Genomic DNA, 26,454 nt, shown 5'->3' on the forward strand with positions numbered 1-26,454 from the left:
AGGTTCCCCCTTATTAATTGTTTTTTGGCGGAAGTTTGATAAAATTTAGCCAGGTATACTCTGTATTTACCTTTACTTGCCTATTAGCTTAATAATGTACTCAAAAAACACACCCCCAAGGTAAATACCTATAATTCCAGCTACACCAGGCAACACATTTGGAGCAGGAAGTGGGAGCTTTAAAAATGAAAAAATCAATCCTACAATTATTCCTGTAACCAGTGCCAATAATGTCGCTTTCACATTAACACCTCACCTTTATTTTATCGGCATACTTATTATTAACTTTAAGCAAAAATATTATATCATAATTTTTACTATTTGTCAGACTATGTCATCCTGAAATAATGGCTTCAAAAGGAAACAAAAACATGTTGAAAATCTTTCAGCAATTCATTTATTATTCAAGTAAAAAATAAAATTCTAATGAATAGGCCTTTTTTGCAGTTTACCTCCAAAAACATCATAAACATCATGGATAGTAACAAAAGCTCCTTCGTCAATTTCCTTTATAATCAACTTTAATTTAGCAATTTCCAAACGCGTAACAACTGCATACAAAATTCTTTTTGATTGTCCAGTATATCCCCCTTTTCCTTCCCAAAAAGTCACGCTTCTTCCCAATTGTGCAATAACAACCTCTGCAATCTCATCCACCTTTTCAGAAATTATCATAACAGCCTTCGCCTCATCCAAACCTTCAATAGCCAAGTCAATCACTTTAAAAGCAATAAAATACGTAATAAGTGAATACATCGCTCTATCCCAAGTAAAAACTATACCTGCACTTCCTAAAATAAAAATATTGAAAAACAATATAATTTCACCTACAGAAAATCCCGTCCATTCAGAAATGGCAATAGCTACAATCTCTGTTCCGTCCATAGAGCCACCATACCTGATAACCAATCCTACCCCTATTCCTAAAATAATACCACCAAAAACAGACGCTAACAGAGTGTCATTAGTCAAAACAGGAGCTTTATCTAATACAGTGACACTAACCGAAAGCACTGTAACAGCGAAAAAGGTCAACCCTACAAAAGTCTTCCCAATTTGTTTATAACCAAAAACAAGAAAGGGAATATTTAATATGAAAATAAAAATTCCAAGTGGCAGATTTGTCAGATAACTAAGCATAATAGAAATGCCAGTTATACCTCCATCTATTATATTATTAGGAACCAAAAATATTTCCAATGCGGTTGCCACAAGTAAAGCACCAATAAATAAAAACCCGTACTTTTCTAAAGTATTAATTAACTCACTTTTCCTTCTCATCTCACTACCTCCTGGAAAAATATCTTTTTGTTTTATTCTAACTGATTTTCCTCTCCCCAGTAAAAGCTTACAATCAAAAGATTAACTTTAGGCTTTAACTCTGAAATGTCTTTTTTAATTTGATTTTTTGTCCACACAGTATTGTCAAACCCTGTATATCCAAGTATCCCAATCTTTATTCCTTTTGTAGTCCTAATGTATTTATATCCATATCCAAAATAACCAATACCTTCTTTCTTTAATGCCCTTACCGTATCATCAAAACCCTCTCTTAAATAATCAAAAGTATGGTTATTGGCTAAATTTACAACCTCTGTACTTCCCTCTTTCAAGATCCTGGTATAAGAAGGGTCTCCTTTAAAAGCATACTAGTGGATAGTTAACTGTCGGAAAATTTCCATCGAGGATTTGCTGTTCTAAGTTTCAATTCCAGTATGGTTGGATTAAATCAAGAAAGATGTAGAACGTGGTGAAGTTCGTATTATGTTTCAATTCCAGTATGGTTGGATTAAATCTGATTTTTTATCCCAAATGCTGAAGCGATCTGTTTGAGTTTCAATTCCAGTATGGTTGGATTAAATCTGATTTAGCTTCCCGACCTTGAATTCATCAACGTAATTTCAATTCCAGTATGGTTGGATTAAATCGTATGGCGATCCTGTTGATATTGTATATTTTAATGACTTTCAATTCCAGTATGGTTGGATTAAATCTATTACACAGATTTTTTGATATATTAAAAAAATAACTTTCTTTCAATTCCAGTATGGTTGGATTAAATCAGCATGTAAGTACAGTTGTACTTGCGTATAGTATTGCTTTCAATTCCAGTATGGTTGGATTAAATCTTATGAATGCTGTTTTTGCCAAATTTTTGGTTAGCTTCTTTCAATTCCAGTATGGTTGGATTAAATCAAGAGTATACCAGAAGGTCATTTATCACACAAACATCTTTCAATTCCAGTATGGTTGGATTAAATCCAACCGAAACATCCAGATTAATAGGCAACGAATAGAACTTTCAATTCCAGTATGGTTGGATTAAATCCGGCAGGAGTAATTCCCAGGTCCGCTTCTGTTTTATCTTTCAATTCCAGTATGGTTGGATTAAATCATAAATCCACCAGCGGAAGCAGAATTTACAATACAATCTTTCAATTCCAGTATGGTTGGATTAAATCGTGGATGTAATTGATTATGGTCTTGCTGCTTTTGCAGCTTTCAATTCCAGTATGGTTGGATTAAATCTTATGAATGCTGTTTTTGCCAAATTTTTGGTTAGCTTCTTTCAATTCCAGTATGGTTGGATTAAATCAAGAGTATACCAGAAGGTCATTTATCACACAAACATCTTTCAATTCCAGTATGGTTGGATTAAATCTTAAATTATGCTTTACTACCTCGTATGTATAATACGACTTTCAATTCCAGTATGGTTGGATTAAATCCAAAAGCAAGAGAACAACTAGTTGAGGATATAAAAAACTTTCAATTCCAGTATGGTTGGATTAAATCTTCTTTCAGCTTTGTTTCATTGAAGGTTTTTATCTCCTTTCAATTCCAGTATGGTTGGATTAAATCGAATATCCACCTTTAATTAATATGTACCAATAAATTGCTTTCAATTCCAGTATGGTTGGATTAAATCTGTCAATATCACAGCAAACTAACTTGCCTTTTACGTCTTTCAATTCCAGTATGGTTGGATTAAATCTGTACACGAATGTGAATTTTATTCGTTAGCAAACTACTTTCAATTCCAGTATGGTTGGATTAAATCCTAAGGCTTTTACATAATCAAAAAACAGTTTGCTTCTCTTTCAATTCCAGTATGGTTGGATTAAATCCAAAAATACACTCACAAAATCACCCTTTCAATATTTTCTTTCAATTCCAGTATGGTTGGATTAAATCGATATAAAACACAACCAATTCAGTATATATTCATACCTTTCAATTCCAGTATGGTTGGATTAAATCTTAATGAAGGTGATAATGTGAGCAAAAAGACGATTACTTTCAATTCCAGTATGGTTGGATTAAATCCACCCCCTTGTCAGAAATTTAGTCGAGTACAATCACTCTTTCAATTCCAGTATGGTTGGATTAAATCCACCCCCTTGTCAGAAATTTAGTCGAGTACAATCACTCTTTCAATTCCAGTATGGTTGGATTAAATCTTTAACAGATGGCACAAATAATTTCTTATCAACACACTTTCAATTCCAGTATGGTTGGATTAAATCTAACCCAAAAATTTCCGTTTTCATTGCCTTTTGATGTTCTTTCAATTCCAGTATGGTTGGATTAAATCTCAACACTATATTGTTTAAGTTTTTCGTGTAATTCGACTTTCAATTCCAGTATGGTTGGATTAAATCGCTTTAAAGTTTGTTCATCATCATAAAAGTTTGGCTTCTTTCAATTCCAGTATGGTTGGATTAAATCGGGACAGCTTTATGGAGTGATGCCAATTCCAATCCTTCTTTCAATTCCAGTATGGTTGGATTAAATCTTGTTCTCATTATGTTTTAACTGCTGAATGTTTGCGTTGCTTTCAATTCCAGTATGGTTGGATTAAATCTGTTACCAAGTTTTCGCAGCTCAGCTTCAGCTCTATCCTTTCAATTCCAGTATGGTTGGATTAAATCGCACACTGAAAGAAAAAAAAGATTATGGAATCATCCCCTTTCAATTCCAGTATGGTTGGATTAAATCTTTGAGCATTCCATACAACGTTTAATCCTAATGCTTCTTTCAATTCCAGTATGGTTGGATTAAATCTGCATCTTCGAGTTTGCCAGTCAGAGCTAAGTATTGCTTTCAATTCCAGTATGGTTGGATTAAATCCCATGAAAACTGCATGATAATACTAATGCTCTTTAAATTTACTTTACCACAGAATAAGCTATTTTACAATAACAAATCCTAAAATAAATACTCAAACATAAATTCATAAAAATTCATCTCGACATAAAATTTATATTTTTGTGATATTATGAAAACGTTATATATGGGTTTTTCTTCGTCGACCTCTTGGCATTCTTACATCCGGAGAGGTCGACAAAAAATTAAATTAATAAATATTCATCTTATTTTTTGTATCATTCCAAACCCTGCACTATTTTTCTCTCCTATACCGCAATCATATGCCACTTTGATTAATTCAATATTTCCTGACATTGTAAATGGCACCATATACCCTTTTACATAAACATTTTTATATCTTATCCTTTTACCTTTTGGATTTTTCGAATAATACTCCATGTCAAAATTAATATTAAGACTTAAATTATCTGGCAATGTATTGTAAATCACGTAATATTTTTCAATGAGATTGTTTTTTAAATTTTCTACAAATCTTGGATCATGTAAAGGCAAATTTACACTTTTCCTTTTACCATCTATCTCTGCAGCAGTAGAAGTTACAATTGGAGATAAACATATAAATTTATTTTCTCCTTTATCAAATTCCGGTTCCTTTAATATTTCTACAGTTTCAATCTTAAATTCGTAATCTTGTAATTTTAAGATATTATTATTTAAAACTTCAGTTACAAAATTTAACAAAAACTCTTTTTTGGGAGAAGTTATATATAAATAAGTTTTATCTAAAAACATAATATTCTCGTTAACTATCTTAAGATTTTTGCTTCTTAATTGAGAAAAAGTAAATAATTTAAAAACCTTTTTCCCATAGCTATATCCTCTTGTATGTAATTCTTCCGCATACTCTTTATTTGCTTTCTTTAAAGTATTGTATATCCACCCAGACAAAAAGTAATTATAATTTATGTTTAAACTTTTATTTTCTTCCGGTAACAATGTTATTCTTATCCTCATTGTATCCCCTCACAAAATATTATCTGTAGAATTTTTCTCTACTCCAATCACTCTTTTAGAAAGCCATTTTTCGGAACTAGCAGTATATATCAAAACAGAATCGCATTCCAAATCCAAATGTCCCTTAAACCATAAGACGATCCTATTTAACTGAGCTTCTGTTAATTCCCCTTCAAAAACAGAATTTTGCACCCAATTTAAATAAGTCTTTAAAAATTTATTGACTTTTGCAACCCTTTTTTCTTCAACATCATAAACAATAAGTACATACACATTACCACCACATTTTCAACGCTTCATATTCTTCTTCATCTAAAATATGTTTTATAAGCTTGTAACACTCAAGTCTAACAAGCCTTCTATAACTTACACTTCTATTTAATTTGGGATGTTTTATTATTGTAGCTAATTTTTCATCAAATTCTCTTTGAAATATAACTCTTCCTTTTTCATTAAGATAACACATACCTAATTCTTGGTCAAAATGCTCTTCTCTTATCATCTTTTGATTTACCAAGCTAAAAATAATTCTATCTACAATTATCGGTTTAAAAATTTCGCTTATATCAAGGCTTAAAGAAAACCTTCTTTCTCCCGGCTCATGTAAGTAGCTGATTGTTGGATTAAGCTGTGTATTATATATTTCTGTCAGAACTGTGGAATACATCATGGAATTGCCAAAAGAAATTAAGGCATTTATAGGGTTGTCTGGGGGATTCATTGTCCTGTTTTTAAATTCAAATTTTCCATCAATGATAATTTCAAATGCACTGTAATATATGTTTCTAATTCTCCCTTCTACTCCCATGAGCTCACTTATAGTTTTGGCATCTTTTACATTTTTTCTTTCATTTTCTATTCTTTCAACATATTCATCTAAGCCTTCTTTTCTGTTTGAATAATACTTTACATTTTTTAAAATATTGTGAGTGGCACCATTAATAATTTCTTTTGCAATTTTAAGCCTTTCATACTCGTCTTTATATTTTTCTACTTGCTTGACCAATAAAAAACCTGACGGCAAATGTTCCCTTGGATAAAAGCTTCCTGAATAATATCCGTAATAATTAAAAACATGAAGTGTTATGTTATTTTGTCCTAAAAAATTGATAAGTCTTGTATTTAAATCAATTTCCCCAAACAAAAATATCTCTTGTGTATTATTTACTGGGATAGGCTTTTTCCCGTAAGTTTCACTTTCCAAGTAAAGGGTATTGTCTTTTCTACTGAGTCGTCCATTAGTATTTATATATACGCTTCTTTTCATGAAATCACCTTCTAACAAAAACATAATTCATAATAACTGCACTTTGTGCAAACTTTGCTTTTGACCTTTTGAGGCGGTTTATCCATCTCTTTTATTTTATTGATTTCTTCGATTATTTGTTTTATCTTTTCCTCATTCTGCTCCCTCAGCGTAATTTCTTCCTTCGAATGGTTATCCATATAATGTATAACCCCTGTAACTCCGTCTACACCTTTCATTTTCAAATAGTAGATATAGTAAAGAATTTGATATTTTGTAGCTTCCTCCATCGCTTTGCTTTTTTTAGTTTCATGTATTTCTAATTGATTCCGCACAAAATCTATTTTTATGCGCCCATCAATAAGGATTTCTTTATCTTCTCGCGTAAAACTTTTTTCATGCAGCGCATTACCTATATCTACATAATCAGAATTATGCTCCATATTTATGCCATGGGTAAAAAGCCAAAGTTTATGCTTACATACAAAATAATAATTTATCTCTGTACCTGTAACTAAATTCATAATATCACCTTATTAATATTGATTAATATTGAAAATCATCAGCAAAGATATTACTGTAAGGTTTATCTATCAGTAAGCCTAAGTCTTTGTCATACTCACAATATGCAAAACCTATATTATAATCTTGATCTTCAATAAGATTTTGCTTTTTTAATGCAATGTATCTTCTCTGAGAAATTCCAACTATATATCCTGTAGCTTCAAAATATTCCTTATTCTTAACTTTCTCTAAATACTCTTCTTTAAAAACATAAGGCACAACTTCTCTATTATCAAATAGTTCATAAAATTCTTCTTTTAAATGTTTTGTTTCAATAAATGGATACAACTGTTTTATAACATTTCTAAAACTTTCTTTTGCTCGAATAAACTCCTCATAATCTTTACCCACATATCCCTCTTTATAAACTTCATCAACTAAATTTTGTATTAGGTCCTCACTTAAAATGTCCCATTCTCTTAAAAGTTCTAATGTTTTACTTACCACTTGTTGATTTTTATATACATTTTTATCTACCTCAGACCCTTGTGAAAAAATATAAACTGGCGATACACCCTTATATCCTTTTCTGTTCACTCTTCCAAACCTTTGAATAAGTGCATCAATAGGAGCAGGTTCAGTATATAAAGCATCAAAGTCTATATCTAATGAAACTTCTATTGCCTGCGTACCAACTAATAATTGCACATTATCTAAATTTTGCTCTATTTTTTCCCTATCTTTTAGAATAAACCTTGAATGTAAGAGGGCACTCTTATCTGTATATTCTTTTAATTCACTATAAACTTTTTGTGCATGGCCAACAGTATTGCAAACAACAAGAACATTTTTATTCTCCTTTGTATCTTTTATTATTTTGCCTATATTAGAAAAAACATCTCCTTCAATAACTGAAACTTTGTGCCTTGCAATTTTCTTAAGCTCTTCTTTTGAAGGCTCAATTAAACATCCTATATTTAGTTCTTTCATAAAAAGTTCTTTTAAAAATTTTGGCAGTGTTGCTGACATTATGAGAACTTCTACTTTGTACTCCTCTTTCAGATATTTTAAACTTTCAAGTATTAGAGCAGTAGTATGGGGATCATAGCTATGAACTTCATCTAAAATAAACAGCCCTCCTGTCATTTCTCCAATATGCTGTTCAAAGCCTCCTACCCCAAAAAAGTGCTTTAATATTTGAAAAGGAGTCAAAACTTTATAAGGTTTAAAAATCTTTTGAGATAAGTTATATTTCGTTTTAGCTTTTGTCACCGCACTGAAATAATCCTCTCCCGATTTGGTAAACTCTTTATACAAAAAATATACCGCTTTTCCATGGAGCAAAGCAACTCTATCATCCCCAAAAGTATCTTTAAACCTATTATACATAGCATTAATACTTGCAGTATAAGGCAATAAATAAAAAATTCTCTTCCCTTTTACTTCATTTTGGTTGTTGTCACTCCACAAAAGAGAAGCCTCTGTCTTTCCATAGCCAGTCGGCGCAATCAAAACAGCCGAACCTTTTGTAGACATCGCCTTTAGCTGAGTATCTCTATACACCGGAAATTTAAATATTTCTTTCATGTTTGAAACTGCTTTTACTACTTCCTCTTGAGAAGCAGAAGACAAGTGGTCACAAGCAGTCAAAAAACCTCTTAAAAACAATTTTCTCTTCTCATTAGTGATTTTTTTATCCTCATAGTCATTGAGATACTCCTTTGCCGCCCAACAAAAAGCATCTTCTATCTCTTCAATGGATTTTATTTGATTTAAGCTAATTTCATAACCTAAAAACTCTTTGCTCCACTCCGGCACCTTGTCCAACATAAATTGCAAATAGCTTATATTTTTCTCAAGTTCTTTCAACCTTTTTATATAATTATCCTTCCCCGGAGGTGTTAAAGTAGAGTAGCCCTCTTGCAATTCATATAAGTCTTTATGGTGTGTAATAATTGCAAGAGCTATATCTTTTTTTACATCCTCAGAGTATGGTAAGCATGAGATAAAACCTGCCGATATTATCTCATGCCTATATCCCCAAGGTTTAGCTTCTTTTAGCATTTTTTGGAATCCTTCTGCTGCCTTACCAAAGTCGTGTAGAAATATAGCCGCAAAAAGATACTCATAAAATTTTTCATCCCCACAAATCTCAAGTACTTCTGGATAAGCCTCCTTTAGGCTTTTTAACACATTGAGTGCTTTTTGTGTATGCTGAATAAGTGTCTCTTCTCCATATTCACTACTTTTTGCCAATATTTTTTTACCCATGTATATATACTCCCCATTCTAATTCCTCATCGTACAAAAAGCTATCCCCTTCATATTCTATAAAATCTCCCAAAACATAATATGGTTTAATGCCAATAACCTCTCTTGGTATTGTATTTGAAAAATACATCGGTAGTGCCTGAAGAGGTCCCCATATTCCTTCTTCACAAAAAGGCACAACTGTACCGCCAACTCTTTTCCTGCCATGTTTTTGTATTAACTCAATCTCTTTTATCTCTGTCACCATTATAAGGTCAGAACTTCTCCCCAAAAGGAGAGAATATTCTGGTTTTTTGAAGGCTTCTTTAAAACTTAGATTTGTGAGGTATATATACAAATCTGGATTTAACAAAAATTCTCTCTTATAGACATTAGATTTTACGCTATTATCATTTGAAAGCATGTATATAGTTTCTAAATCAACTCCTTTTGCATCACTTCTCATTACATAACCTACTTTTGTATCCTGTGGCGTTACATACTCTCCTTTGGCAGCAGAAATAAGACCATATATAGTAGATACAGGCGGTACAGGTAAGGTAGGCTGATACCCCGTGACAAAAATTGGATATCTAAATGATGCAGTCCAGCCCACAAGATGCACCCTTAAAACTCTCATGTTATATCACCTCTTATAAAAGCCACTAACTACTTGCTGAAACTCAGATACCGCCTCATTTACTGTTAAAAGATGTACTTTTATGTTTGATAATGTTCTGTTTAACTCATCAGTCATTTGCCTTAAATCCTCATTGTATTCGTCCATAAATCCTTCTCTTTTACCAATATACACATCAGATATAATGTTTTCTTGATAATCCAAAATAACTTCTTTTAAAGCTTTTACATTTATAGCAGCTTCTCCTCTATCATCAACTGCAATATTCATAAAAATGTTATTTCCGCAGTTTAAAATAGCTAAGACGATAAACTTTGGAGAAACATCTGTCAAGTGGAATGTTTGTTTAGCACCTCCAAATATATACGGCAGTACCCCTATGAGTTCACTAGCTCTTTTAGCCCTTACTTCCGCTGGTAAAGTTACCACCTTGCCATCTTCTTCAACCGTACAATTATGTGCTTCCCATTCTTCTTTATAAGCTTCTGTTATATTCATATATCCAGTTTTATTTACACTGCTAAATCTACCCACCGAATCTAAGTCAAGAGAAAAAATTCCTTTTAAAACTGTAGAGTAAAACTCATGTTCATAAGGCACAGGGTCTCCTTCATGTCTTGCCATAACCCCAAAATCATTCACAATATTTACAGGAGTTACAGAAATTAATGGTGAGCACTTAAAAGGAGAAACTCTTGTAAGTGTGCTACCAGACTTTTTACCTATTGCCTTCATATATCCAAACATATCATCATCTGGGTATTTAAAAGGATTTGCTGCCGTGAAGGCTATTTTAGAATCTCTCTCAATAGGAGACAATTCCCATCCAAAAATATTTTTTAAAGAACTCCTCACCCAATACCTAAAAGCCTGTCCTGAAACGTAAACGTATTCTCCTCTCCCTCTTCTTATCTTTTTTACAGCAATCGTATTTTCTGTCTTTGCCCCCACATCTGGCCCCGCATTATTCAAAGCAGAAGCAGGAGCATCTACTAATATAAACCCATTTACATTATTCATAACTTAATTCCTCCTTCTCTATTTCATTATCACTCTCTTCACCAATAACAATTTCTTTTATCTCTTCATTTCCAGTAAGCCAATTATGTAACTGTTCATAAAGCCTAAATATTATAAGGTCTTGAGTTTCTTTCCAAGACAAATTCCCCTCTGGAAAAAGGTATTTTTCGTATTCGTCAATGGTAAATAATGGCCTTTCAAATCCTGCATTTATCCTGTCTTTAATTACCAGTCTTAGAACATTTCTAAACTCCCCATAAGTTTTTGCAGTCTCAAGTTGAGTAAGTCTTCGTACATTGCCTTTTGCCTTTATAAGTTCAGCAATATCGTCACTTACTCTTTTTATAGTCTCAAGCCTTTTCTCTTCCAAACCTCTCACTCCTTTCATGTAATACTCAAGAAAACTCCAGCCTACTAAAGTCTTTCTTTCGCTTGTGTCTACAAAATATCCCAATATTGACTCTCCTCTTAAAAGCCTTTCATAGACATCATTGCGTAAATTTTTGTACTTCTCCTCATCTTCTAAATTAACTTTTTTGGTTGAGATGTACCCTCTTTTTATAACCTTTTTCCAGTTATCTTTTTCTTCGTGCTGAAGTGCATAAGCCAAAAATTTAAATATCTTATCTGGCATATCAAATATTGATAAATTATCAATAGGCGGTTGATTAAAATTAGTAAAATAGTAAAGTCTTATATTTGTATTATCCTTTTGCCAATCCCTTCTGTCATAAGTCAATATAATATCTGAAGCTAAATGAAACAAGGCATTAACAGGGTTAGTATACCCTTCGTCATTACACCCTGTGTAGTTTTTTGTCGCCTTTTGCATATCAATAAAAGTTTTGCATTTATTAGCATAAATTTTTTCTGCTTCTTTATTGTTTGACTGCAAACATACTAAATTCCCAGCTTTATAAAAAATAAGAGGTGAAAATTGAATAGCTAAGGCACAGACAGAACAGTAATCTGCTCCTTCTTTGCCATAAGAAAAGAAATTTATAAAATCACTTGTCCCTGTTAGAGGCACTTGAGTTTTTGTAAATTGTCTTTTATAATTTCTCCTGCCACATGCAATACAGTTTCCCCCGTTTCCTAAAACAGTGACTTCTGATAATAACTCATTGAGAAATTTTGTATATTCTCCTTTTTTGTCTTTTACACTGGGATTTGTCAGCTTGCTATTTGGAAAGATAGAATACATTATCTTATTCCAACCATCTTTTGTATACAAATCCGTTATTTCATCTATTAAATTTTTAACCTCGTAATCCTCAATGTCTTCAGGTTTTTCCTTCCCCAGCCATACTAACATAGCAGTTATTCCCGCATCAACAAAAGGATTTCCTGTATAAGTAAATATATTATTCAACCCTAACTCACCTCCTTCTAATACACACTTTTACCCATTTACCTAATATATTCTACAAAAACTCCTAAAATCCTCTATATTACCAGTAAAATTTTATAAAAAAACTGATACCTCAAACCAGGTATCAGCTAAAATGTCAGTTCTTGTCGTTTTATTTTTCTAATTCCTCTGTTAATTTAATTATTTCATCTATTATACTGCCAATATACTCAATTGTATCCAATAATGGCTTTTCTGTGGTTATATCTACACCTGCCATTTTTGCCAGTTCTACTGGCGTCTTTGTTCCACCAGCTTTCAATACCTCTTTCCAGTCTTCTAAGGCCTTTTGTCCTTCTTCTAAATATCTCTTGTTTACTTGTGTGGCTATAGTAAGCCCTGCACTGTAAGTGTAAGGGTAAAGTCCCATATAATAATGAGGCTGTCTCATCCAGGTAAGTTCTGCTCCCTCATTTATTTTTGCTGAATCTCCCCAGAATTTTTCTAAAACTTCCCTCTTTATTTTATTCAAAATAGATGCTGTAACAGTACCACCTTTATCAATTATTCTGTATACTTCTCTTTGATAAGCAGCCTCTAATAGGTGAGTCACAAAATTGTGATAATAGGTTCTCGATATCAAAGTGGAAAGCACCCATCTTTTCATTCTCTTGTCCTTATTATTTTTCATCAAATAATTAGCCATCAAAAGCTCATTCATTGTAGAAGGAGCTTCTATAAAGTACAAAGAAGGCCAAATATATTTTGATACTGGTGAGCTAGATAAAAATGCCCTGCATGCCCTAATTCGTGAGACAGCACAAATACTTCTCTCATCTTGTCAGTCCAATTAATCAATACAAAAGGATGAGCTCCATAGGGGGTAGAGCAAAAAGCTCCTGTAGACTTACCTTTATTTTCAGCAAAGTCTATCCACCTTTCATTAAATGCCCTTCTTATCATTTCTCTATAATCTTCACCAAAAACTGACAAACCTTCTTCTATGTATTTTTTCGCTTCCTCAATTGTTATTTCCGGTTCAAAGTCAGGGTCTACTTCTAACTTCAAATCAGCAAAAGTCATTTCCTCTAAACCGTGTATTTTTTGAAGAAGCTTTGCAAATTTCCTCATATGAGGTGCTAAATGTTCCATTATCAAATCAATTTGCCTATCGTACAATTCTCTATCAACTTCCTGATGGAACAAAAGACTGTCAATAACAGAATCAAAACACCTTAAAGTTGCTATAGTCTTTTCCTTTTGCACCTGTGTCTGATAAACTGCTGCTATTGTATGCTGATATTCTCGCAATTTCTTAGAAAAAGCCTCAAAAGCAGCTCTTCTAATCTTAGTATCTTCTTCATATTCCCATTTTGTTTCAAACAAAGAAAAACTTAAAGGATATTCTTTCCCATCTACTTTAAAAGTACCAAAGTCCATATCTGCCAATTTTGCCATATTGTAAATATGAAGTGGTGCTTCTAAAACAGTTGAAAGAGCAGACAAAACTTTCTCCACTTCTGGATTAAGGGCATGTTTCTTTTTTCTGAGTATTTTTCTAAGATAATTTGCATTCTCTTTTGATTCTTCTATAGCTTGATTTATTATTTTTTCATCTAATTCTATAATTTCTGACTCTACAAAACTTATCCTGCTTTCAATATCAGAGGCTATATTAGAAAATTTCATTTGTCTCTGTAGATTTTCTGTATTTGTTTGGTCCACTGAAACAGCCAAATGAGCATAGGAACCTGCAAGAGTAAGCAATTGGGCTAATACTTTTAATTTATCCAAGTAGTTGTTAATCGTCTTAGAAGTATCAAGTTTTCCTTTAAACTCTTCTTCCAACTCCTTTGTAAGTTCTTGCGCCTTCTTTATCGCCTCCTCATATTCCTCCTCTGTTCTGAAAATCCCTGACAAATCCCATGTCAATCTTTCATCTACATCTTTTCTCTCTAACAAATGTGTACTCAAGAAAATTTCCCCCTTTTTAATATTTTTTTAGGTCTTTGCAGAATCCCAAAATCCTTATGAATTAAGGGATTCTGCTGTATATTTTCAAAGGAATTCACCCGCTTTCGTCGAATTTATATAGAGAACCAAATCCCAAAAAGAAAGGGAGGAACTCCTATGAAAACTAAAGCTAAACAACTTTCTCTCTCCGATATTTACGATAATGTCCTATCCTTCTTTGAAGAAGATAAACCCAAGTTTATTAAACTCTTTGATTCCTTTATTGATTTATCTGAACTTATTCCGCCTTCTATTTAAAAGTAAACCAATCTCCTAATGTTGTAATAAAAAGGCCTATTAAAAGCAGTACAAAACGCGATTCTAATTTTTTCAGCAACTTGCTCCCTACATAAAATTCATCTTCTACTATTGCCCTTTCATATAGTAATTCTTTTATTTACAAACAGCTCTTTACGTATCCTTCCTTAATTATATTATACATGTAAAAACAGATATTTCCAAAGAAAACTTCAAAACTCTTTAAAAAATTGATAAAATAACTGTTAAACATAATCTTACAAGGAGAGATTCATATGGATCTTGGTCTTAAAGATAAGGTAGCATTTGTAATGGCTGGAAGCAAAGGCCTTGGAAAAGCAGTCGCCTTGGAACTTGCAAAAGAGGGAGCTTACGTTTCAATTATGTCGAGAAGTAGTGAAAATTTAAAAAAGCCCAAGAAGAAACTAAGTCTATCACAGGAAAAGAAGTCTTGGCAATTGAAGGAGATGTAATTCGCAAAGAAGATATTGAAAAGGCTGTAAAAGAAACAGTAAGTAAGTTCGGTACTATTCACATCCTCTTTGCAAATGCAGGAGGTCCTCCTGCTGGTGGATTTTTTGATGTAAAACCTGAAGATTACTTAAAAGCAGTGGAACTAAATCTAATGAGCACAATTTATGCAGTTTATGCAGTCAAAGACTACATGATAAATCAAAAATGGGGAAGGATAATAGCATCAACTTCAATATCAGTTAAACAGCCTCTGGATAACCTTATTCTGTCAAATGTATCAAGAATGGGAGTAGTCGCTTTTATAAAGTCTGTATCAAATGCATTAGCACCTTTTGGAATTACTGCAAATGTGGTAGCACCCGGCTACACAATGACTGAAAGAATAGAAAATCTCCTTAAAGCAAGAGTTGAAAAAGAAGGCATAACCTTTGAAGAAGCGCAAAAATCAATGATTACAGACATCCCCATGAAGCGCTTAGGCACTGTTGAAGAATTTGCATCAACTGTTGCTTTTCTTGCATCAGAAAAAGCATCATACATAACAGGGGTAGTTTTACCAATTGATGGAGGTTTTATAAAAGGAGTGTAAAAGCTAAGCTCCAAGCTTAGCTTTTACACTCCTTTTATAAAACCTTTTACACGCTATATAACTTCATCCCTCACTATTTTCCCATCCCTTATATTAATTTGCCTTTTTGCTCTATTTTAATCTATAGAGTGAAAAGACCATATCTTATATAATAAAAATGGTAAAATAGAAAATAAAGTAGAAACAGTACAGGGGCCTTCGGGGGCTGGTAAAACAACACTTCTTAATATAATTGCAGATTTTGAAAGGCCTACAAGAGGAGAAGTTGAAGTATTTGGAATAAATGTTTCTTCACTTAAAGAAACTGCTTCAAGCTCATCAAAAATTGCCTCAAAACGGCTTGATGAAAATGGAAAATATATATGGCCACCAAATAACGGATTTGAGGGTACACCAGTAAAGAGAATATTCAAACCGGGAGAAAGGTTTGATAGATATGGGGATGAAACAGGAGAATTTACAGCGCCGAGAGGAACACCATTTGAATTTTTTATTTCTTTTATATGCTACTTGTAAATAATAAGTATATCGCTTGTATAACCTTTTGAATCAAAATCTGATACAATTTTCCCCCATTCAAATTCTGCTACATCTGCCTTATAATTTTCCTCATCCCATTTGCGTTCTAATTTTATCCCTTTACTTCTTAAGTATTCATCATGTATTTCTTTCCTCTTAGGTTCATTATTCCATTCTTTTATAAGTGGACTGTCCATTGCAAGTGAAACTTCTTTTAAGAAGGAATCTTTGAAATATAAACTAATATAGAAATCTCTTCCGTCTATTTTGTGAGGTCCTCCTATGCTCATGTACATTTTTTCATCTTGTCCGGTATAATATCTTGTTTTTTTGAACTCTTCAAGACTTAATTTCGGTGATAATATTAAATCTGAGTTTACTATTATCTCCCCTGTTTTTAAATCTATCATTTTCACCTCTCCTTATTTGTAATTTTTAAGTGGTATTTCTTTTACAGGTACCAGTATCCCTTTTTGTTCCAACTCTTTTACATTTGGTACAAATATTTGAGGTAACCCTCCTTCTCCATGTTTTACATTTGCTTTTGCAATGCCAAAGGCTGCTTTTGTATCTTTTGTAACTTTATATCCTACCATTACTTTTTTGTATTCACCATATATTTCACTTTTTTTTACTTGTAATCCTCTAAATAATTTTGTTGCATCATTTTCTGACCTTTTTATAGCACTTTCTGTAGTAAAAAATTCTGTACCATTAGGTTCTCCTCTGTATATTATTTTCCCTTCTTTTTATGTTATATCTCTAAATCTATCTATGCCTGGATAGTCCTTAGTACCCTGAGCCATTTGTGCAAGTTTTGATGGAGATATAGCAGTTTCTTTTACAGAAGTTGACTCTATTTTGGGTACAGCTTTAGAGATTTTCTCTACTACTTTTTCTGCAACTCCTGCTGCTTTCCCTGCTTTTGTTATATCTACCGCTGTCTCTGCAGTTTTCGCAGTTCCTGCTATTACTGTTGCTTCTTTTACTGCTTTAATCCCTTTGTCTATCCCTTTTGTCCCTACTACTGCTAACCCTACTTCTCCTACTATCCTTCCTGCTATCTTCGATTTTGTATTTGCATCCCCTGTTTTAAAGTCGTTATATGTCTTTATTGCTTCCTCTTTTATTGCATTTGCTGTCTCAACAGGATGTGTTGCTGCATAGGCTATTCCCTGTGCAGTCTCTACTGGATGTGTGGCTATTGTCCATACTCCTTTTAATGTGTCAACTACTGCATCACCTATGCCTTCTCCAAAATTTTTTAACACTGTTACTGTATTTACATTTTGCTGGTTTGTTGTTATTTGTCCGTTTTTGTTGTATACTTTATAATTTTGTGGTGTTGTGCTTCCATTTATTTGCCCGGCAAGTATGTTTATTCTTGGTGTTGTACTTCCTCCTGCTATTGGAGTTGTGCTGCCATTTTTGCTGTATGTAATTGGTGTTGTGCTTGCTGATCTGTATGGCGTGACACTTCCGCTTTTAAGATATGATGGATAAAGTCTTCCATTAGTTTGCACAGGCGTTGTGCTTCCACTTTTGCTGTATGCTGTATAGGCTGTTATTACAGCATTATTTTTTGCTGAACTTGGTGTGTTACTACCTCCTGTAGGAATAACAGAAGGTGATGCACTTGCACTTTTATATACGGCTGTTCCATTTCCTGCTGATATGGTTGCTGTATTTACAGGTACAGACTTTGCTGTGCTACTTCCATTTAATGCAGGAACTGTACTTGCACTGTTTGAGTATGTTTTGTTCGATGCTACCGTATTGGATGTAACAGGATTTGATGGCACCGGAGTTGTACTCCCACTATAGCTCTTGTTTGTGCTTGTTTGAATTACATATGATGTACTTGCTGTTTTTGTATTTGTCGTATTTTGCGGTGTTTGATAAGTGCTTGAGCTTTTTTGCTGCACAGGTGTTGTACTGCCGCTACTTAATGTTACAGGTTTTACAGTCGCTGCTGCTGTATTTGATTTTGGTGTCGCACTTGCACTTGATATACTATTTGCTGCTTTTGTCAGTGCCTGAAGTGTTTTAGGTCCTATTATTCCATCTGGTGTCAGTCCATTTGCTTTTTGAAAGGCTCTTATTGCTGCATCTGTGTTTTTACCAAATATACCGTCAACCCCGCCTGTGGTATATCCCAATTTGTTTAACACCTGCTGTCATACACCGGGGACGGTTCCTCTTGTTTGATTTTCAAATTTCAAACAAAAGGAACCGTCTCCTTTGTTTGAGAGAAGAGAGCTGTGGGACAAATGCGATTTCAATGGCAATGCGATTAAAGAGGGGTAGTGTATGTAAGACCTCAGGAACACTACTGTAAGATATTCAAAAAATGGCACTGCATTGCTTCACCTATAATAGTAGAAAATGGGGAAATAGTAGGCTATGTGGATATATCAACTATTGATAAAAAGATTGTGGATGAAGTATCAATAGTAATAAAACTGCTAACTGAGAAAATAGCAATTGAGTATGAAAAGATAGTAAAAGAAGAAGAAGTAAATGAGATGAAGATAAAATTAAATGACAACCAGATAAAAATACTGGCATTAGAGGCAAAAGGATACAAAGAATTAGGCATAGCAGAGACTCTTGGAATAGAGGTTGTGACTGTAAAGTATCACAAGAGAAAGATAGTAGAAAAACTTAGGGTAAAAAATATCAAAGAGGCAGTAATAAAGGCAATTAAGTTGGGATTGGTAGATTTGGATTAAAGTTTGAGACTATACTTTAGTATAGTCTCAAACTGTTGACAAACTTTCGAAAATAGGATATTTTGCATAAGGAGCGACTTGTTACAAAGCGGTAACAAAACTTAGCAAGACCAAGGTTGGAGGCAGGGCCGTAGCCAAGGATGGTGAAGGCGGGCACCTGAGACAGGACGTCGATTGTGCCCGGTACCCTGCCGGAACCCGAAGGTCGAGCTTAGTTTTGTCGCTTTGGAACATCGGAGTGACGATGCAAAATATCCTATTTTAAAATTTCTGACTTTGTCAACAAGCCGAGACTATACTTTAGTATAGTTTTTTTGCTCATTTATGTAAATATTAACTGGAAATGTAATAAAAACTATACTAAAATATAGTAGACATTGCGAAAAATGTATATTATAATAACTGTAGAAAAGTTTGGTAGATCAAGAAGGATATAAACAATAATATGGTTTTTGTGGCTTTAATAAAACATTATGTACCAGTCTAATAAGTATTTAGGGTTATTTAACTTAGTATTAGCTTTAATAGGGGCAGAGTCCATGGAAATAAACTCACCGGAGATAATTCCCATATTTTTGAGGATATTGACTGATTTTGAAAGATAGAGGTCAAATAATCCTGAGAGAACTCATTAATAAAACGGCGGAAAGTCCAATAAGAAGGAAGAGGTTTAAAAATGTTAAAGCCACAAAGATGAGCAATGATAAGATTATTGCGGAGATAATCTAAAAGGTCAGAAATTGTACCGAATCTTAAAGCTTAATAACAATAAAAGCTCTAAACATTGCATGATGAGAATAACCCTTACGGCCATGACTAGAGGAAGAGAATTCAGGTATTGAAGACAAGTCTAGATTTTTAAACATAGAAGAATAAAAGTCTATTTTAGACTGGGAAGTAAAGAGTTCAGGTATATTTAAAAGTAATTGAAGCTGGTACATGTAGGATTTCCTCCTCCTTAAGAAATATTTTCATGCTGTATATATAATAATTCGACAAATGGGAGGTGAAATCCTACATAAAAGATAAAAAATTCAAGAGTGATAGAAAAAAAGTATGTCTCCAGAATCGCTTAAATGAAGGCTTTCAAATTATGCACAAGCCTATAAGAGAATAGAAGGGGGGTGATAATATGGCCATAAAGAAAATAACAATTATTAATTATAGTTTTACTGATTAGTATTAATATTATTCCAAGTTTTGCTGCTTTTACCCAGAACTATATACGCCATTATGCGTGGTCCAGCGATTGGGGCATGAAAATTTTCGCTTTTTACGTAAATTACAGCGCTTCTAATTACATTGATTACCCCATGAAGTCTATTGGTGATCATTATGTTGCTGCTTTTAACAACTTGCCAAATCATCCTGAAATAGGTAATGGCAATTGTTACTTGGTAGGTGTTGATGTTGTTGATGCTAGTTCTGGAGTTTTAATTGGTACAATAGATCCTTCAAAATTCGTAAAAAATCCGAATGGTTCAATTTGGAATCCAAATACATTAATATATTTTGATTTGTATAGTTCTTATGCAATCAGTTATTATTCTACGACAACAAAAACTGTTAATTCTACTGCAAAGACTCTTTTCCAATTAGATCCTAGTTGGATACCAAGTAGTTGGACTGACTATACGACTTTAACATTTAGCTTTTGAGGAGGTGAATTGAAGTGAAAAAAGGAAAAACTTTAATTTTAATTAGTTTGAGTATTTTTCTGATATTTATTTTAGCTATTGTTGCTTTTTCATTTTCAGCAGCAAATCCGCAAGAAAAAGCAAATGAATTACAATTTAATAATGTTGTGAAAAAAGTATCTGCCTTTTTTAAAAGCAACAAGGATAAATTACAGGGTGACATAATTGCAGAAGTTAATGGTATACCGATATACAAAAATGAATTTGAATTACGGAAGGAGTTAACATTAGCATCAGGGGTACAAACAGATAATATAGATGATTATATATTGCAAAAATTAATCAAGGAAAAAGTACAAGAATATCTGGCAAATAAATACAATGTAAAAGTTTCGCAAAATGAGATAAATGCATATATAGAAAAAGAAAAGAAGGAATTTAACGAGTATCCCGAAGCAAAGAAAAAATTAAACGAATTGATTGCTGCCAGCGGTATGACAGAAGATGAATATTGGAATACCTATGAAAACTACAATGTAAGAAGAATGCTGTTATTTGGCAAATTATACAATTCTATTATAGAAGAAGGAATAAACAGTGGAAAATTGAAAAAAACCGAAGAGATGACAAGCGAGATGCAAAATGAATACAGAAAATATGTTGACAGTATAATAAATGAATATGTAAAAGATGCTAAAATATCAATTAACGATAAGTATAAAGATATGTTTAAAGGCTTTTGAGAACAGCTGATGTATAGGAAAAGTTAATGCTTTACCCCTATTATAATGGGGGTTAATTTGGTGTTTTTAAAAATAAAATTTAACTCTTGTAAATGATTGTTCCATAGAGTGAGAATGTTTTTCATTTTCAATTATATTTAAAACCACTCAATTTTTCTTAAAGCCTCCATGCTAATAAGAGCCTGCACTGATGCATCTTTTTGAGTAAGTCCTAAAGATTTGCGTATATTTTTCAATTCATTGACAAAACTTTTTTGGATTTTCATCATAACTGGAAAGAAAGTGGCCTGGGATATACTTCTTAAACGATAATGTTTGTCATGTACTGCTATTACCTTGCTATCATAGAGAATTTCAATTTTGCCATTTACAAACGTCGGGGACGGTTCCTTTTGTCTGAAATGAAAATCAGACAAAAGGAACCGTCCCCGACGTTTGAGAGGTATTTGTCGTGCTATTTTTTTGTTTAATAAAGGAATTATAGATGCTGTTTATGACCTTGTTCCAGCAGTGAAGATTCAGATAGCTTTTTACGAAGTTTATGGAGCCGAGGGCATTCGTGCATTTTTTAAAACAGCCGAATATGCAAAGAAGAAAGGTCTGATTGTTATTGCTGATGTAAAAAGAGGTGACATAGCCGATGTTGCTATGATGTATTCAAAAGCATATCTTCAGAATGAATATATTGATGCAATAACTGTAAACCCTTATATGGGAGAAAATACTATCCTGCCTTATATTTCTGATTGTACGAAATATGGGAAAGGAATATTTATTCTGGTAAAAACGTCTAACAAAGGTTCCGGAACAATACAAAATATCAAAACTGAGGAAGGATATTTTTTTGAAAAGGTTGCGGAAATGGCAAATAAGATGGCTGATAGCCTTATAGGAAACTACGGATACAGTTCCATTGGAGCGGTGGTTGGAGCGACTTGCACAGAGGAAGCAAAGATTCTCAGAACGAAGATGCATAGAAGCTATTTCTTAGTACCTGGTTATGGCGCACAGGGAGCAACAGCAGATGATGTAGCTGATTGTTTTAATGATGACGGATTGGGCGCTGTGATAAATTCTTCTCGAAAAATAATTTTTGCTTATAGAAATGGGTATTGGAAAGATGTGTATACTGAAGAGGAATATGCTCAAACATCCAGGGAAGAGGTTATACTGATGAGAGACCTTATAAATAATTGCTTAATGAAGAAAAGATCTTAAGTTTTGAGTGGAAGAACGGTAGAAAACCCAGGTGTTTTTAATGTTATTTCCCGAAAGTGCTTGACTATCTGCCATAATTGGATTAATATTGAATTATAACATTAAAATAGAACAAAAGAAAAGAAATGATAGTAAGGAGGTGCATAAAATGGAAGAAAAAATTAAGCACGAACACGAGCATACGCACCCAGAGATTCATCATTCGCATTCTCATAAACATGATGATGGTACAATTCATGAACATAAACATACTCATGCGTCTGTAACACATACCCATGAACACGTACATGAACCGGAAAAAGTAGAAAAACACGAACATGAGCATCCTGAACATAAACACGAGCAATAAAAACTGAGCCAGTTGTCAAGGTTTTGTTAAATCAAACATGGAATGTTGGCGTTATTTTCTGTAAAGAAAAAGCATACAATTTGCACGAAAAGGGTATGGAAGAAATATTCCATACCCTGTAATCTGCGTAAATATTGGTACACCTGACAGGAATTGAACCAGCGACCTCCCGGTTCGGAGCCGAACGCTCTATCCACTGAGCTACAGGCGCATAGCTGTTATTGTATATAGTTGCCAGTTTAATAATGCGATAGAAAAAAATAAGATAACACTGTATCTGATTATATCATATTTTATTGAAAATTTCACCCTTTTTAAATTAATTAAGCTTATATATCATTTTTTATTTCGTCTTAGAAACCACCCATTAAAAAATTTTATTAAGTATAAAATACAATAAAGCAGAATTTATGATACTATGATATTTTTCATTTGATGCCAATGATATAATATAATTAACCCGGCTTTAACGCTTCTATACCGCCTCTTAAATACTGATATAGCCACCCTCTAACCTCTAAGTGTCTCAGATTCCTTTAGCATTAATTTTAATTGGAGAGGTTACTTATGCAAATAGTTTTCCATGTTGATAACATTGAAGAATATTTACATAAAGGTAAAGATTACAATTTCCCTGCCCCACCAGATAGATGCCCTCATCCTGACTGCAAGTGTAAAGTAAAATTAAAAAAGCACGGTTTTTACTACCGTTACTATTTAAATGGAGCCATCTGCATAAAAATAGCCATAAGAAGATATATATGCCCTGTGTGCAAAAGGACTCTTTCCTACCTCCCTGATTTCTGTATTCCTCATTTTCAGTATTCTTTCAATATGGTTGTAAAGTCTTTAAAAGAGACACTTACAAGAGAAAAAACTCTCAGTTCTTTCATAAGTGACTTAAAAAGAAACTTTCCCACCATACTATTTTCAAGACAGCATATATATTTTTACACCAAAAGGATAATCAATAATTTAAGTTTTATCATATATGGATTAAGGCAAATAAACCCTTACATAAAGTTATCTGAGACTAACTCACAAAGAGAGAGGGCCAGAGAGATTTTGGACATTAAAGCTTGTACCACTCTTCTCCCAACGGTTTTATGCTCATTGCCAAAAATCATTTCTGGCCTCTCTCACATAATTTTAACTGATAAGTCCGGTGTTAAACGGACAGGTAAAAAATCAGAAAGAATATTTTGATGCTCTTTCTGATAAACCTATTGAGATACCTTATATTGGAATGAGAAGATATACTCCCAAGACACTTAGAGGGTGGCTATATCAGTATTTAAGAGGCGGTATAGAAGCGTTAAAGCCAGGGTATCGAAGTGACAGAGGCAAATACAGAAAGATAGACTTTGAACTTTCAGAGAGAATAAAGCAAAAGAAGCTTGAACATCCTGAAATGCCAAACAAACTTCTTTATGAGACATTGATAGGAGAGGGAATAATATCACCGGATAAAGTATCCCTTTCGACATTCTATAGGTTTTTGAAAAACATTCCTGTAAAATCTTTAGATAAAGAAAAAGAGGGTAAAACAAAGAGGTTTTCCCATGAATACATCAATGAACTGTGGCAAACTGATGTCATGTATGGGCCATATATTAAAGAAGGTAAAATAAAAAGGCAAACGTACCTTATTGCATATATAGATGATGCTTCAAGGCTTTGTACCTATGCTCACTTTTACTATACCCAGAATTTTTTAGCTTTAAGAGATTCATTTAAAGAGGCGGTGCTAAGAAGGGGGATACCTAAAATGCTCTACACTGACAATGGAAAGATATATAGAAGTACTCAATTGGAATATATCTGTGCTTCATTAGGTACGTCTCTTATTCACGCTGAGCCTTTTTCACCTCATTCAAAAGGAAAAATAGAAAGATTCTTTCATACAGTAAGAATGAGATTTTTAAGCACAATAGATCCTACATCCATAAAGAGTATAGATGAGCTCAATATGATGTTTTTTAAATGGTTGGAGGAAGATTACAACAGAAAAGAACACAGCAGTATTGGCATAAGTCCTTTAGATTTTTTCATGTCTCAAATATCGAGGATAAATATGTGTGGTGACATAGATATGTTGAATGAATGTTTTTTAATAAGAGTGAATCGTAAAGTAAACAAAGATGCTACACTTAAAGTGGAAAATATACTTTATGAAACAGAAGAAAAGTTTAAAAATATTCGCTTAGAAGTAAGATATGACCCGCAGTGGCTTAAGGATAATACGCCGCTTCTACTTTATTATGAGGGCAAAAAAGTAGGAGAAGCGTATAAAGTGAACTTTCATGAGAATGCTAAGATTTCTGCTGCGTATATAAAAGGCAAAAATGACGTAAGCGAAAATGAAGAAATAAGTGATTTTACCAAGCATAAAGTAATCTCTTTTAACGATATCATTGATTGAAAGAGAGGTGCCTTAAAGTGTTTACCCAATATTTTGGAATGAAATTTAATCCATTTTCTAAAGAGATAAGTGTAAACGACCTTTACATAAGTGAAGACATTGCTGAATTAAATGCCAGGCTAAAATATTTGCAAGAAACAAGGGGTATAGGACTTATCGTTGGGGAGGCCGGTTCAGGCAAATCTACCGCATTAAGAAAATATGTTGAAAGCCTTAACCGTTCTTCGTATAAGCCGTGTTATTTTGCTCTGTCTACGCTCACAGTGAGAGAATTCTATCAAGCATTGGCTATGATTTTAGGCGAAACACCCTCATACAAAAAAGTAACGCTCTTTCACCAGATACAAAGAGCGATAACAGAACTTTACTATAGCCAGAAGATAACTCCTGTCATAATATTAGATGAAATACAACTGGTTTCTAATGATGTTCTCGAAGATTTGAGAATAATATTTAACTTTAATATGGATTCTCAAAACCCGTATATACTGATACTTTCGGGGCAACCACACATAAGAAACAAATTAGCTCTCAATGTAAACAGTGCACTAAGGCAAAGAATTACCGTAAAGTATATGATGCAAGGGCTAAAAAAAGAAGAAATTCAAGATTATATAAAAACAAGAATGAAAATAGCCGGAATGATGGATGATATATTTACACCATCAGCATATGAAGCAATATATTCTCTAACAAAAGGGCTGCCAAGGATAATAAATAACCTGGTAACAGCTTCTTTACTCTATGCGTATTCTAAAAGGCTAAGAGAAATAGATGAAGAAGTAATATACCAGGCACAAAATGAAATAAGTTTATGAGAGTAGTAGCTTTCGCTACTCTCATTTTTTATTATACTTCAATTAACCCAAATTGCCAATAACAGATATTAACATATTTTAGCGGTAATGCTTTTGGAAAGTGAAAAAAATTTTTAATCAGGCTGTGATAATTTGAGAAAAAATACTTTTATGCACTTAAAAAATGCCATTATAATTTGAAAATCTTTGGAGATTTAATTTGAGAATTGACATTCTTCATATCCACACACCTCACCTTAATATTTTGTAATAAATCAGTCGTGTTTTAAAAATTCATTTTCCTAAGATTCTCTTATCACCACCTCCACAATAATTTATAAACTTGTCTTATAACAACATCACCTCCCAGATATTACAAAATACTATCTTGTTAAATCTTCTTACCCTAATGGTGTAACTATACCTGCATTCAAATATAATAAAGGATATTGAAGTAACAGATGTTAGGAAGATAAGCATTAATTTCTTTTTTGTTTACACCGCCACTTTACATATCTTTTCTTTCCATTTGAATCGGGGTTAGTGTCAAAAATGGATGGGTTCTACT

Annotated in this window: 21 protein-coding genes, 1 tRNA gene, 7 pseudogenes and 1 CRISPR repeat array; of the genes and pseudogenes, 11 read left to right on the plus strand and 18 right to left on the minus strand. The window is 33.1% G+C overall.

Annotated elements, in window-relative coordinates; genetic code table 11:
- Positions 1 to 72 precede the first annotated feature (72 nt).
- From TKV_RS11840 to pepF, 12 genes and pseudogenes are all read right to left on the minus strand, one after another.
- Entirely contained in the window at positions 73 to 243 is a 171-nt protein-coding gene (locus tag TKV_RS11840) for a XapX domain-containing protein (RefSeq protein WP_049686102.1), read from the minus strand.
- A gap of 180 nt (positions 244 to 423) precedes the next feature.
- On the minus strand, positions 424 to 1,281 hold the full coding sequence (locus tag TKV_RS11845) for a YitT family protein (protein ID WP_049686103.1): 858 nt from the start codon (positions 1,279 to 1,281) through the stop codon (positions 424 to 426).
- A gap of 41 nt (positions 1,282 to 1,322) precedes the next feature.
- Positions 1,323 to 1,649, minus strand: a pseudogene (locus TKV_RS11850) (CapA family protein); the annotation flags it as partial.
- A 52-nt stretch (positions 1,650 to 1,701) separates the two neighbouring features.
- Positions 1,702 to 4,131: direct repeats of the CRISPR family, unit length 30 nt; unit sequence CTTTCAATTCCAGTATGGTTGGATTAAATC.
- 237 nt (positions 4,132 to 4,368) lie between these two features.
- Positions 4,369 to 5,124, minus strand: a complete 756-nt coding sequence (gene cas6, locus TKV_RS11855) for a CRISPR-associated endoribonuclease Cas6 (RefSeq protein WP_049686105.1) — start codon at positions 5,122 to 5,124, stop codon at positions 4,369 to 4,371.
- Positions 5,125 to 5,133: 9 nt separating this feature from the next.
- Positions 5,134 to 5,397: a CRISPR-associated endonuclease Cas2 gene (cas2, locus tag TKV_RS11860; RefSeq protein WP_049686106.1), complete on the minus strand. Its 264-nt coding sequence runs from the start codon at positions 5,395 to 5,397 to the stop codon at positions 5,134 to 5,136.
- A 1-nt stretch (position 5,398) separates the two neighbouring features.
- The gene (gene cas1b, locus TKV_RS11865; protein ID WP_049686299.1) at positions 5,399 to 6,391 is read right to left on the minus strand and encodes a type I-B CRISPR-associated endonuclease Cas1b; all 993 of its coding nucleotides are present in this window, start codon (positions 6,389 to 6,391) and stop codon (positions 5,399 to 5,401) included.
- 11 nt (positions 6,392 to 6,402) lie between these two features.
- Positions 6,403 to 6,894 (minus strand): CRISPR-associated protein Cas4, encoded by a 492-nt coding sequence (gene cas4, locus TKV_RS11870; RefSeq protein WP_049686107.1) that lies wholly within the window; start codon positions 6,892 to 6,894, stop codon positions 6,403 to 6,405.
- Between the two features lie 22 nt (positions 6,895 to 6,916).
- Positions 6,917 to 9,145: a CRISPR-associated helicase/endonuclease Cas3 gene (locus tag TKV_RS11875; RefSeq protein ID WP_049686108.1), complete on the minus strand. Its 2,229-nt coding sequence runs from the start codon at positions 9,143 to 9,145 to the stop codon at positions 6,917 to 6,919.
- Positions 9,138 to 9,764 (minus strand): type I-B CRISPR-associated protein Cas5b, encoded by a 627-nt coding sequence (gene cas5b, locus TKV_RS11880; RefSeq protein ID WP_049686109.1) that lies wholly within the window; start codon positions 9,762 to 9,764, stop codon positions 9,138 to 9,140. Before cas5b ends, TKV_RS11875 begins: the two co-directional genes overlap by 8 nt.
- Before the next feature lie 6 nt (positions 9,765 to 9,770).
- Positions 9,771 to 10,784, minus strand: coding sequence for a type I-B CRISPR-associated protein Cas7/Cst2/DevR (cas7i, locus tag TKV_RS11885; protein ID WP_049686110.1), 1,014 nt, complete (start codon positions 10,782 to 10,784; stop codon positions 9,771 to 9,773).
- The gene (cas8a1, locus tag TKV_RS11890; RefSeq protein ID WP_049686111.1) at positions 10,777 to 12,156 is read right to left on the minus strand and encodes a type I-B CRISPR-associated protein Cas8b1/Cst1; all 1,380 of its coding nucleotides are present in this window, start codon (positions 12,154 to 12,156) and stop codon (positions 10,777 to 10,779) included. Before cas8a1 ends, cas7i begins: the two co-directional genes overlap by 8 nt.
- A 151-nt stretch (positions 12,157 to 12,307) precedes the next feature.
- Positions 12,308 to 14,109 (minus strand): annotated as a pseudogene (pepF, locus tag TKV_RS11895) (oligoendopeptidase F).
- A 156-nt stretch (positions 14,110 to 14,265) separates the two neighbouring features.
- Here pepF and TKV_RS13170 point away from each other — a divergent pair.
- From TKV_RS13170 to TKV_RS13725, 3 genes and pseudogenes are all read left to right on the plus strand, one after another.
- The gene (locus TKV_RS13170; RefSeq protein WP_173402341.1) at positions 14,266 to 14,406 is read left to right on the plus strand and encodes a hypothetical protein; all 141 of its coding nucleotides are present in this window, start codon (positions 14,266 to 14,268) and stop codon (positions 14,404 to 14,406) included.
- A 311-nt stretch (positions 14,407 to 14,717) separates the two neighbouring features.
- A pseudogene (locus tag TKV_RS11900) lies at positions 14,718 to 15,469 on the plus strand (SDR family oxidoreductase).
- Positions 15,470 to 15,700: 231 nt separating this feature from the next.
- Positions 15,701 to 15,985, plus strand: coding sequence for a hypothetical protein (locus TKV_RS13725; RefSeq protein WP_236617485.1), 285 nt, complete (start codon positions 15,701 to 15,703; stop codon positions 15,983 to 15,985).
- Here the strand turns inward: TKV_RS13725 and TKV_RS11910 are convergent.
- From TKV_RS11910 to TKV_RS13880, 3 genes are all read right to left on the minus strand, one after another.
- Positions 15,976 to 16,398, minus strand: a complete 423-nt coding sequence (locus tag TKV_RS11910) for a hypothetical protein (RefSeq protein ID WP_049686113.1) — start codon at positions 16,396 to 16,398, stop codon at positions 15,976 to 15,978. The genes TKV_RS13725 and TKV_RS11910 overlap by 10 nt on opposite strands.
- A gap of 12 nt (positions 16,399 to 16,410) precedes the next feature.
- Positions 16,411 to 16,584 carry a hypothetical protein gene (locus tag TKV_RS13270; RefSeq protein WP_201769479.1) on the minus strand — a complete coding sequence of 58 codons (174 nt, stop codon included), beginning with the start codon at positions 16,582 to 16,584 and terminating at the stop codon, positions 16,411 to 16,413.
- 153 nt (positions 16,585 to 16,737) lie between these two features.
- Complete coding sequence (locus tag TKV_RS13880) at positions 16,738 to 18,159, minus strand: peptidoglycan-binding domain-containing protein (RefSeq protein ID WP_201769480.1); 1,422 nt, start codon at positions 18,157 to 18,159, stop codon at positions 16,738 to 16,740.
- A 74-nt stretch (positions 18,160 to 18,233) separates the two neighbouring features.
- Between TKV_RS13880 and TKV_RS13735 the strand changes: the two are divergent.
- Positions 18,234 to 18,720, plus strand: a pseudogene (locus tag TKV_RS13735) (LuxR C-terminal-related transcriptional regulator); the annotation flags it as partial.
- A 493-nt stretch (positions 18,721 to 19,213) separates the two neighbouring features.
- Here TKV_RS13735 and TKV_RS12625 read toward each other — a convergent pair.
- Positions 19,214 to 19,661 (minus strand): annotated as a pseudogene (locus tag TKV_RS12625) (transposase); the annotation flags it as partial.
- A gap of 315 nt (positions 19,662 to 19,976) precedes the next feature.
- On the opposite strand from TKV_RS12625, the gene TKV_RS11930 reads away from it, so the two are divergent.
- Positions 19,977 to 20,378: a hypothetical protein gene (locus TKV_RS11930; protein ID WP_236617281.1), complete on the plus strand. Its 402-nt coding sequence runs from the start codon at positions 19,977 to 19,979 to the stop codon at positions 20,376 to 20,378.
- A gap of 14 nt (positions 20,379 to 20,392) precedes the next feature.
- Positions 20,393 to 21,100, plus strand: coding sequence for a SurA N-terminal domain-containing protein (locus TKV_RS11935; RefSeq protein WP_049686115.1), 708 nt, complete (start codon positions 20,393 to 20,395; stop codon positions 21,098 to 21,100).
- A 137-nt stretch (positions 21,101 to 21,237) separates the two neighbouring features.
- Here TKV_RS11935 and TKV_RS11940 read toward each other — a convergent pair whose 3' ends face one another.
- On the minus strand, positions 21,238 to 21,516 hold the full coding sequence (locus TKV_RS11940; RefSeq protein ID WP_049686116.1) for a transcriptional regulator: 279 nt from the start codon (positions 21,514 to 21,516) through the stop codon (positions 21,238 to 21,240).
- A 1-nt stretch (position 21,517) separates the two neighbouring features.
- Here TKV_RS11940 and pyrF point away from each other — a divergent pair.
- Positions 21,518 to 22,318 (plus strand): annotated as a pseudogene (gene pyrF, locus TKV_RS11945) (orotidine-5'-phosphate decarboxylase); the annotation flags it as partial.
- 148 nt (positions 22,319 to 22,466) lie between these two features.
- Entirely contained in the window at positions 22,467 to 22,667 is a 201-nt protein-coding gene (locus tag TKV_RS11950) for a hypothetical protein (RefSeq protein ID WP_049686118.1), read from the plus strand.
- Between the two features lie 135 nt (positions 22,668 to 22,802).
- Here the strand turns inward: TKV_RS11950 and TKV_RS11955 are convergent.
- Positions 22,803 to 22,878 (minus strand) — tRNA-Arg (locus tag TKV_RS11955).
- 356 nt (positions 22,879 to 23,234) lie between these two features.
- Here TKV_RS11955 and TKV_RS11960 point away from each other — a divergent pair.
- The 3 genes and pseudogenes from TKV_RS11960 (at position 23,235) to TKV_RS11970 (ending at position 25,907) form a co-directional block, all read left to right on the plus strand.
- A pseudogene (locus TKV_RS11960) lies at positions 23,235 to 23,814 on the plus strand (DUF6431 domain-containing protein).
- A 6-nt stretch (positions 23,815 to 23,820) separates the two neighbouring features.
- Positions 23,821 to 25,089: a DDE-type integrase/transposase/recombinase gene (locus TKV_RS11965; RefSeq protein WP_148307276.1), complete on the plus strand. Its 1,269-nt coding sequence runs from the start codon at positions 23,821 to 23,823 to the stop codon at positions 25,087 to 25,089.
- Between the two features lie 17 nt (positions 25,090 to 25,106).
- A complete protein-coding gene (locus TKV_RS11970) occupies positions 25,107 to 25,907 on the plus strand; it encodes an ExeA family protein (RefSeq protein ID WP_049686119.1) in 801 nt (266 codons plus the stop codon).
- Positions 25,908 to 26,454 lie beyond the last annotated feature (547 nt).

The organism is Thermoanaerobacter kivui (assembly GCF_000763575.1).
GTDB classification, from domain to species: domain Bacteria; phylum Bacillota; class Thermoanaerobacteria; order Thermoanaerobacterales; family Thermoanaerobacteraceae; genus Thermoanaerobacter; species Thermoanaerobacter kivui.

Excerpts from the sequence above, each read along its gene's own strand:
- TKV_RS11845 (WP_049686103.1), bottom strand. The coding sequence starts at position 1,281 with ATGAGAAGGAAAAGTGAGTTAATTAATACTTTAGAAAAGTACGGGTTT.
- cas6 (WP_049686105.1), bottom strand. The coding sequence starts at position 5,124 with ATGAGGATAAGAATAACATTGTTACCGGAAGAAAATAAAAGTTTAAAC.
- cas1b (WP_049686299.1), bottom strand. The coding sequence starts at position 6,391 with ATGAAAAGAAGCGTATATATAAATACTAATGGACGACTCAGTAGAAAA.
- cas4 (WP_049686107.1), bottom strand. The coding sequence starts at position 6,894 with ATGAATTTAGTTACAGGTACAGAGATAAATTATTATTTTGTATGTAAG.
- TKV_RS11875 (WP_049686108.1), bottom strand. The coding sequence starts at position 9,145 with ATGGGTAAAAAAATATTGGCAAAAAGTAGTGAATATGGAGAAGAGACA.
- cas5b (WP_049686109.1), bottom strand. The coding sequence starts at position 9,764 with ATGAGAGTTTTAAGGGTGCATCTTGTGGGCTGGACTGCATCATTTAGA.
- cas7i (WP_049686110.1), bottom strand. The coding sequence starts at position 10,784 with ATGAATAATGTAAATGGGTTTATATTAGTAGATGCTCCTGCTTCTGCT.
- TKV_RS13170 (WP_173402341.1), top strand. The coding sequence starts at position 14,266 with ATGAAAACTAAAGCTAAACAACTTTCTCTCTCCGATATTTACGATAAT.
- TKV_RS11910 (WP_049686113.1), bottom strand. The coding sequence starts at position 16,398 with ATGATAGATTTAAAAACAGGGGAGATAATAGTAAACTCAGATTTAATA.
- TKV_RS13270 (WP_201769479.1), bottom strand. The coding sequence starts at position 16,584 with ATGGTAGGATATAAAGTTACAAAAGATACAAAAGCAGCCTTTGGCATT.
- TKV_RS11930 (WP_236617281.1), top strand. The coding sequence starts at position 19,977 with ATGAAAATTTTCGCTTTTTACGTAAATTACAGCGCTTCTAATTACATT.
- TKV_RS11950 (WP_049686118.1), top strand. The coding sequence starts at position 22,467 with ATGGAAGAAAAAATTAAGCACGAACACGAGCATACGCACCCAGAGATT.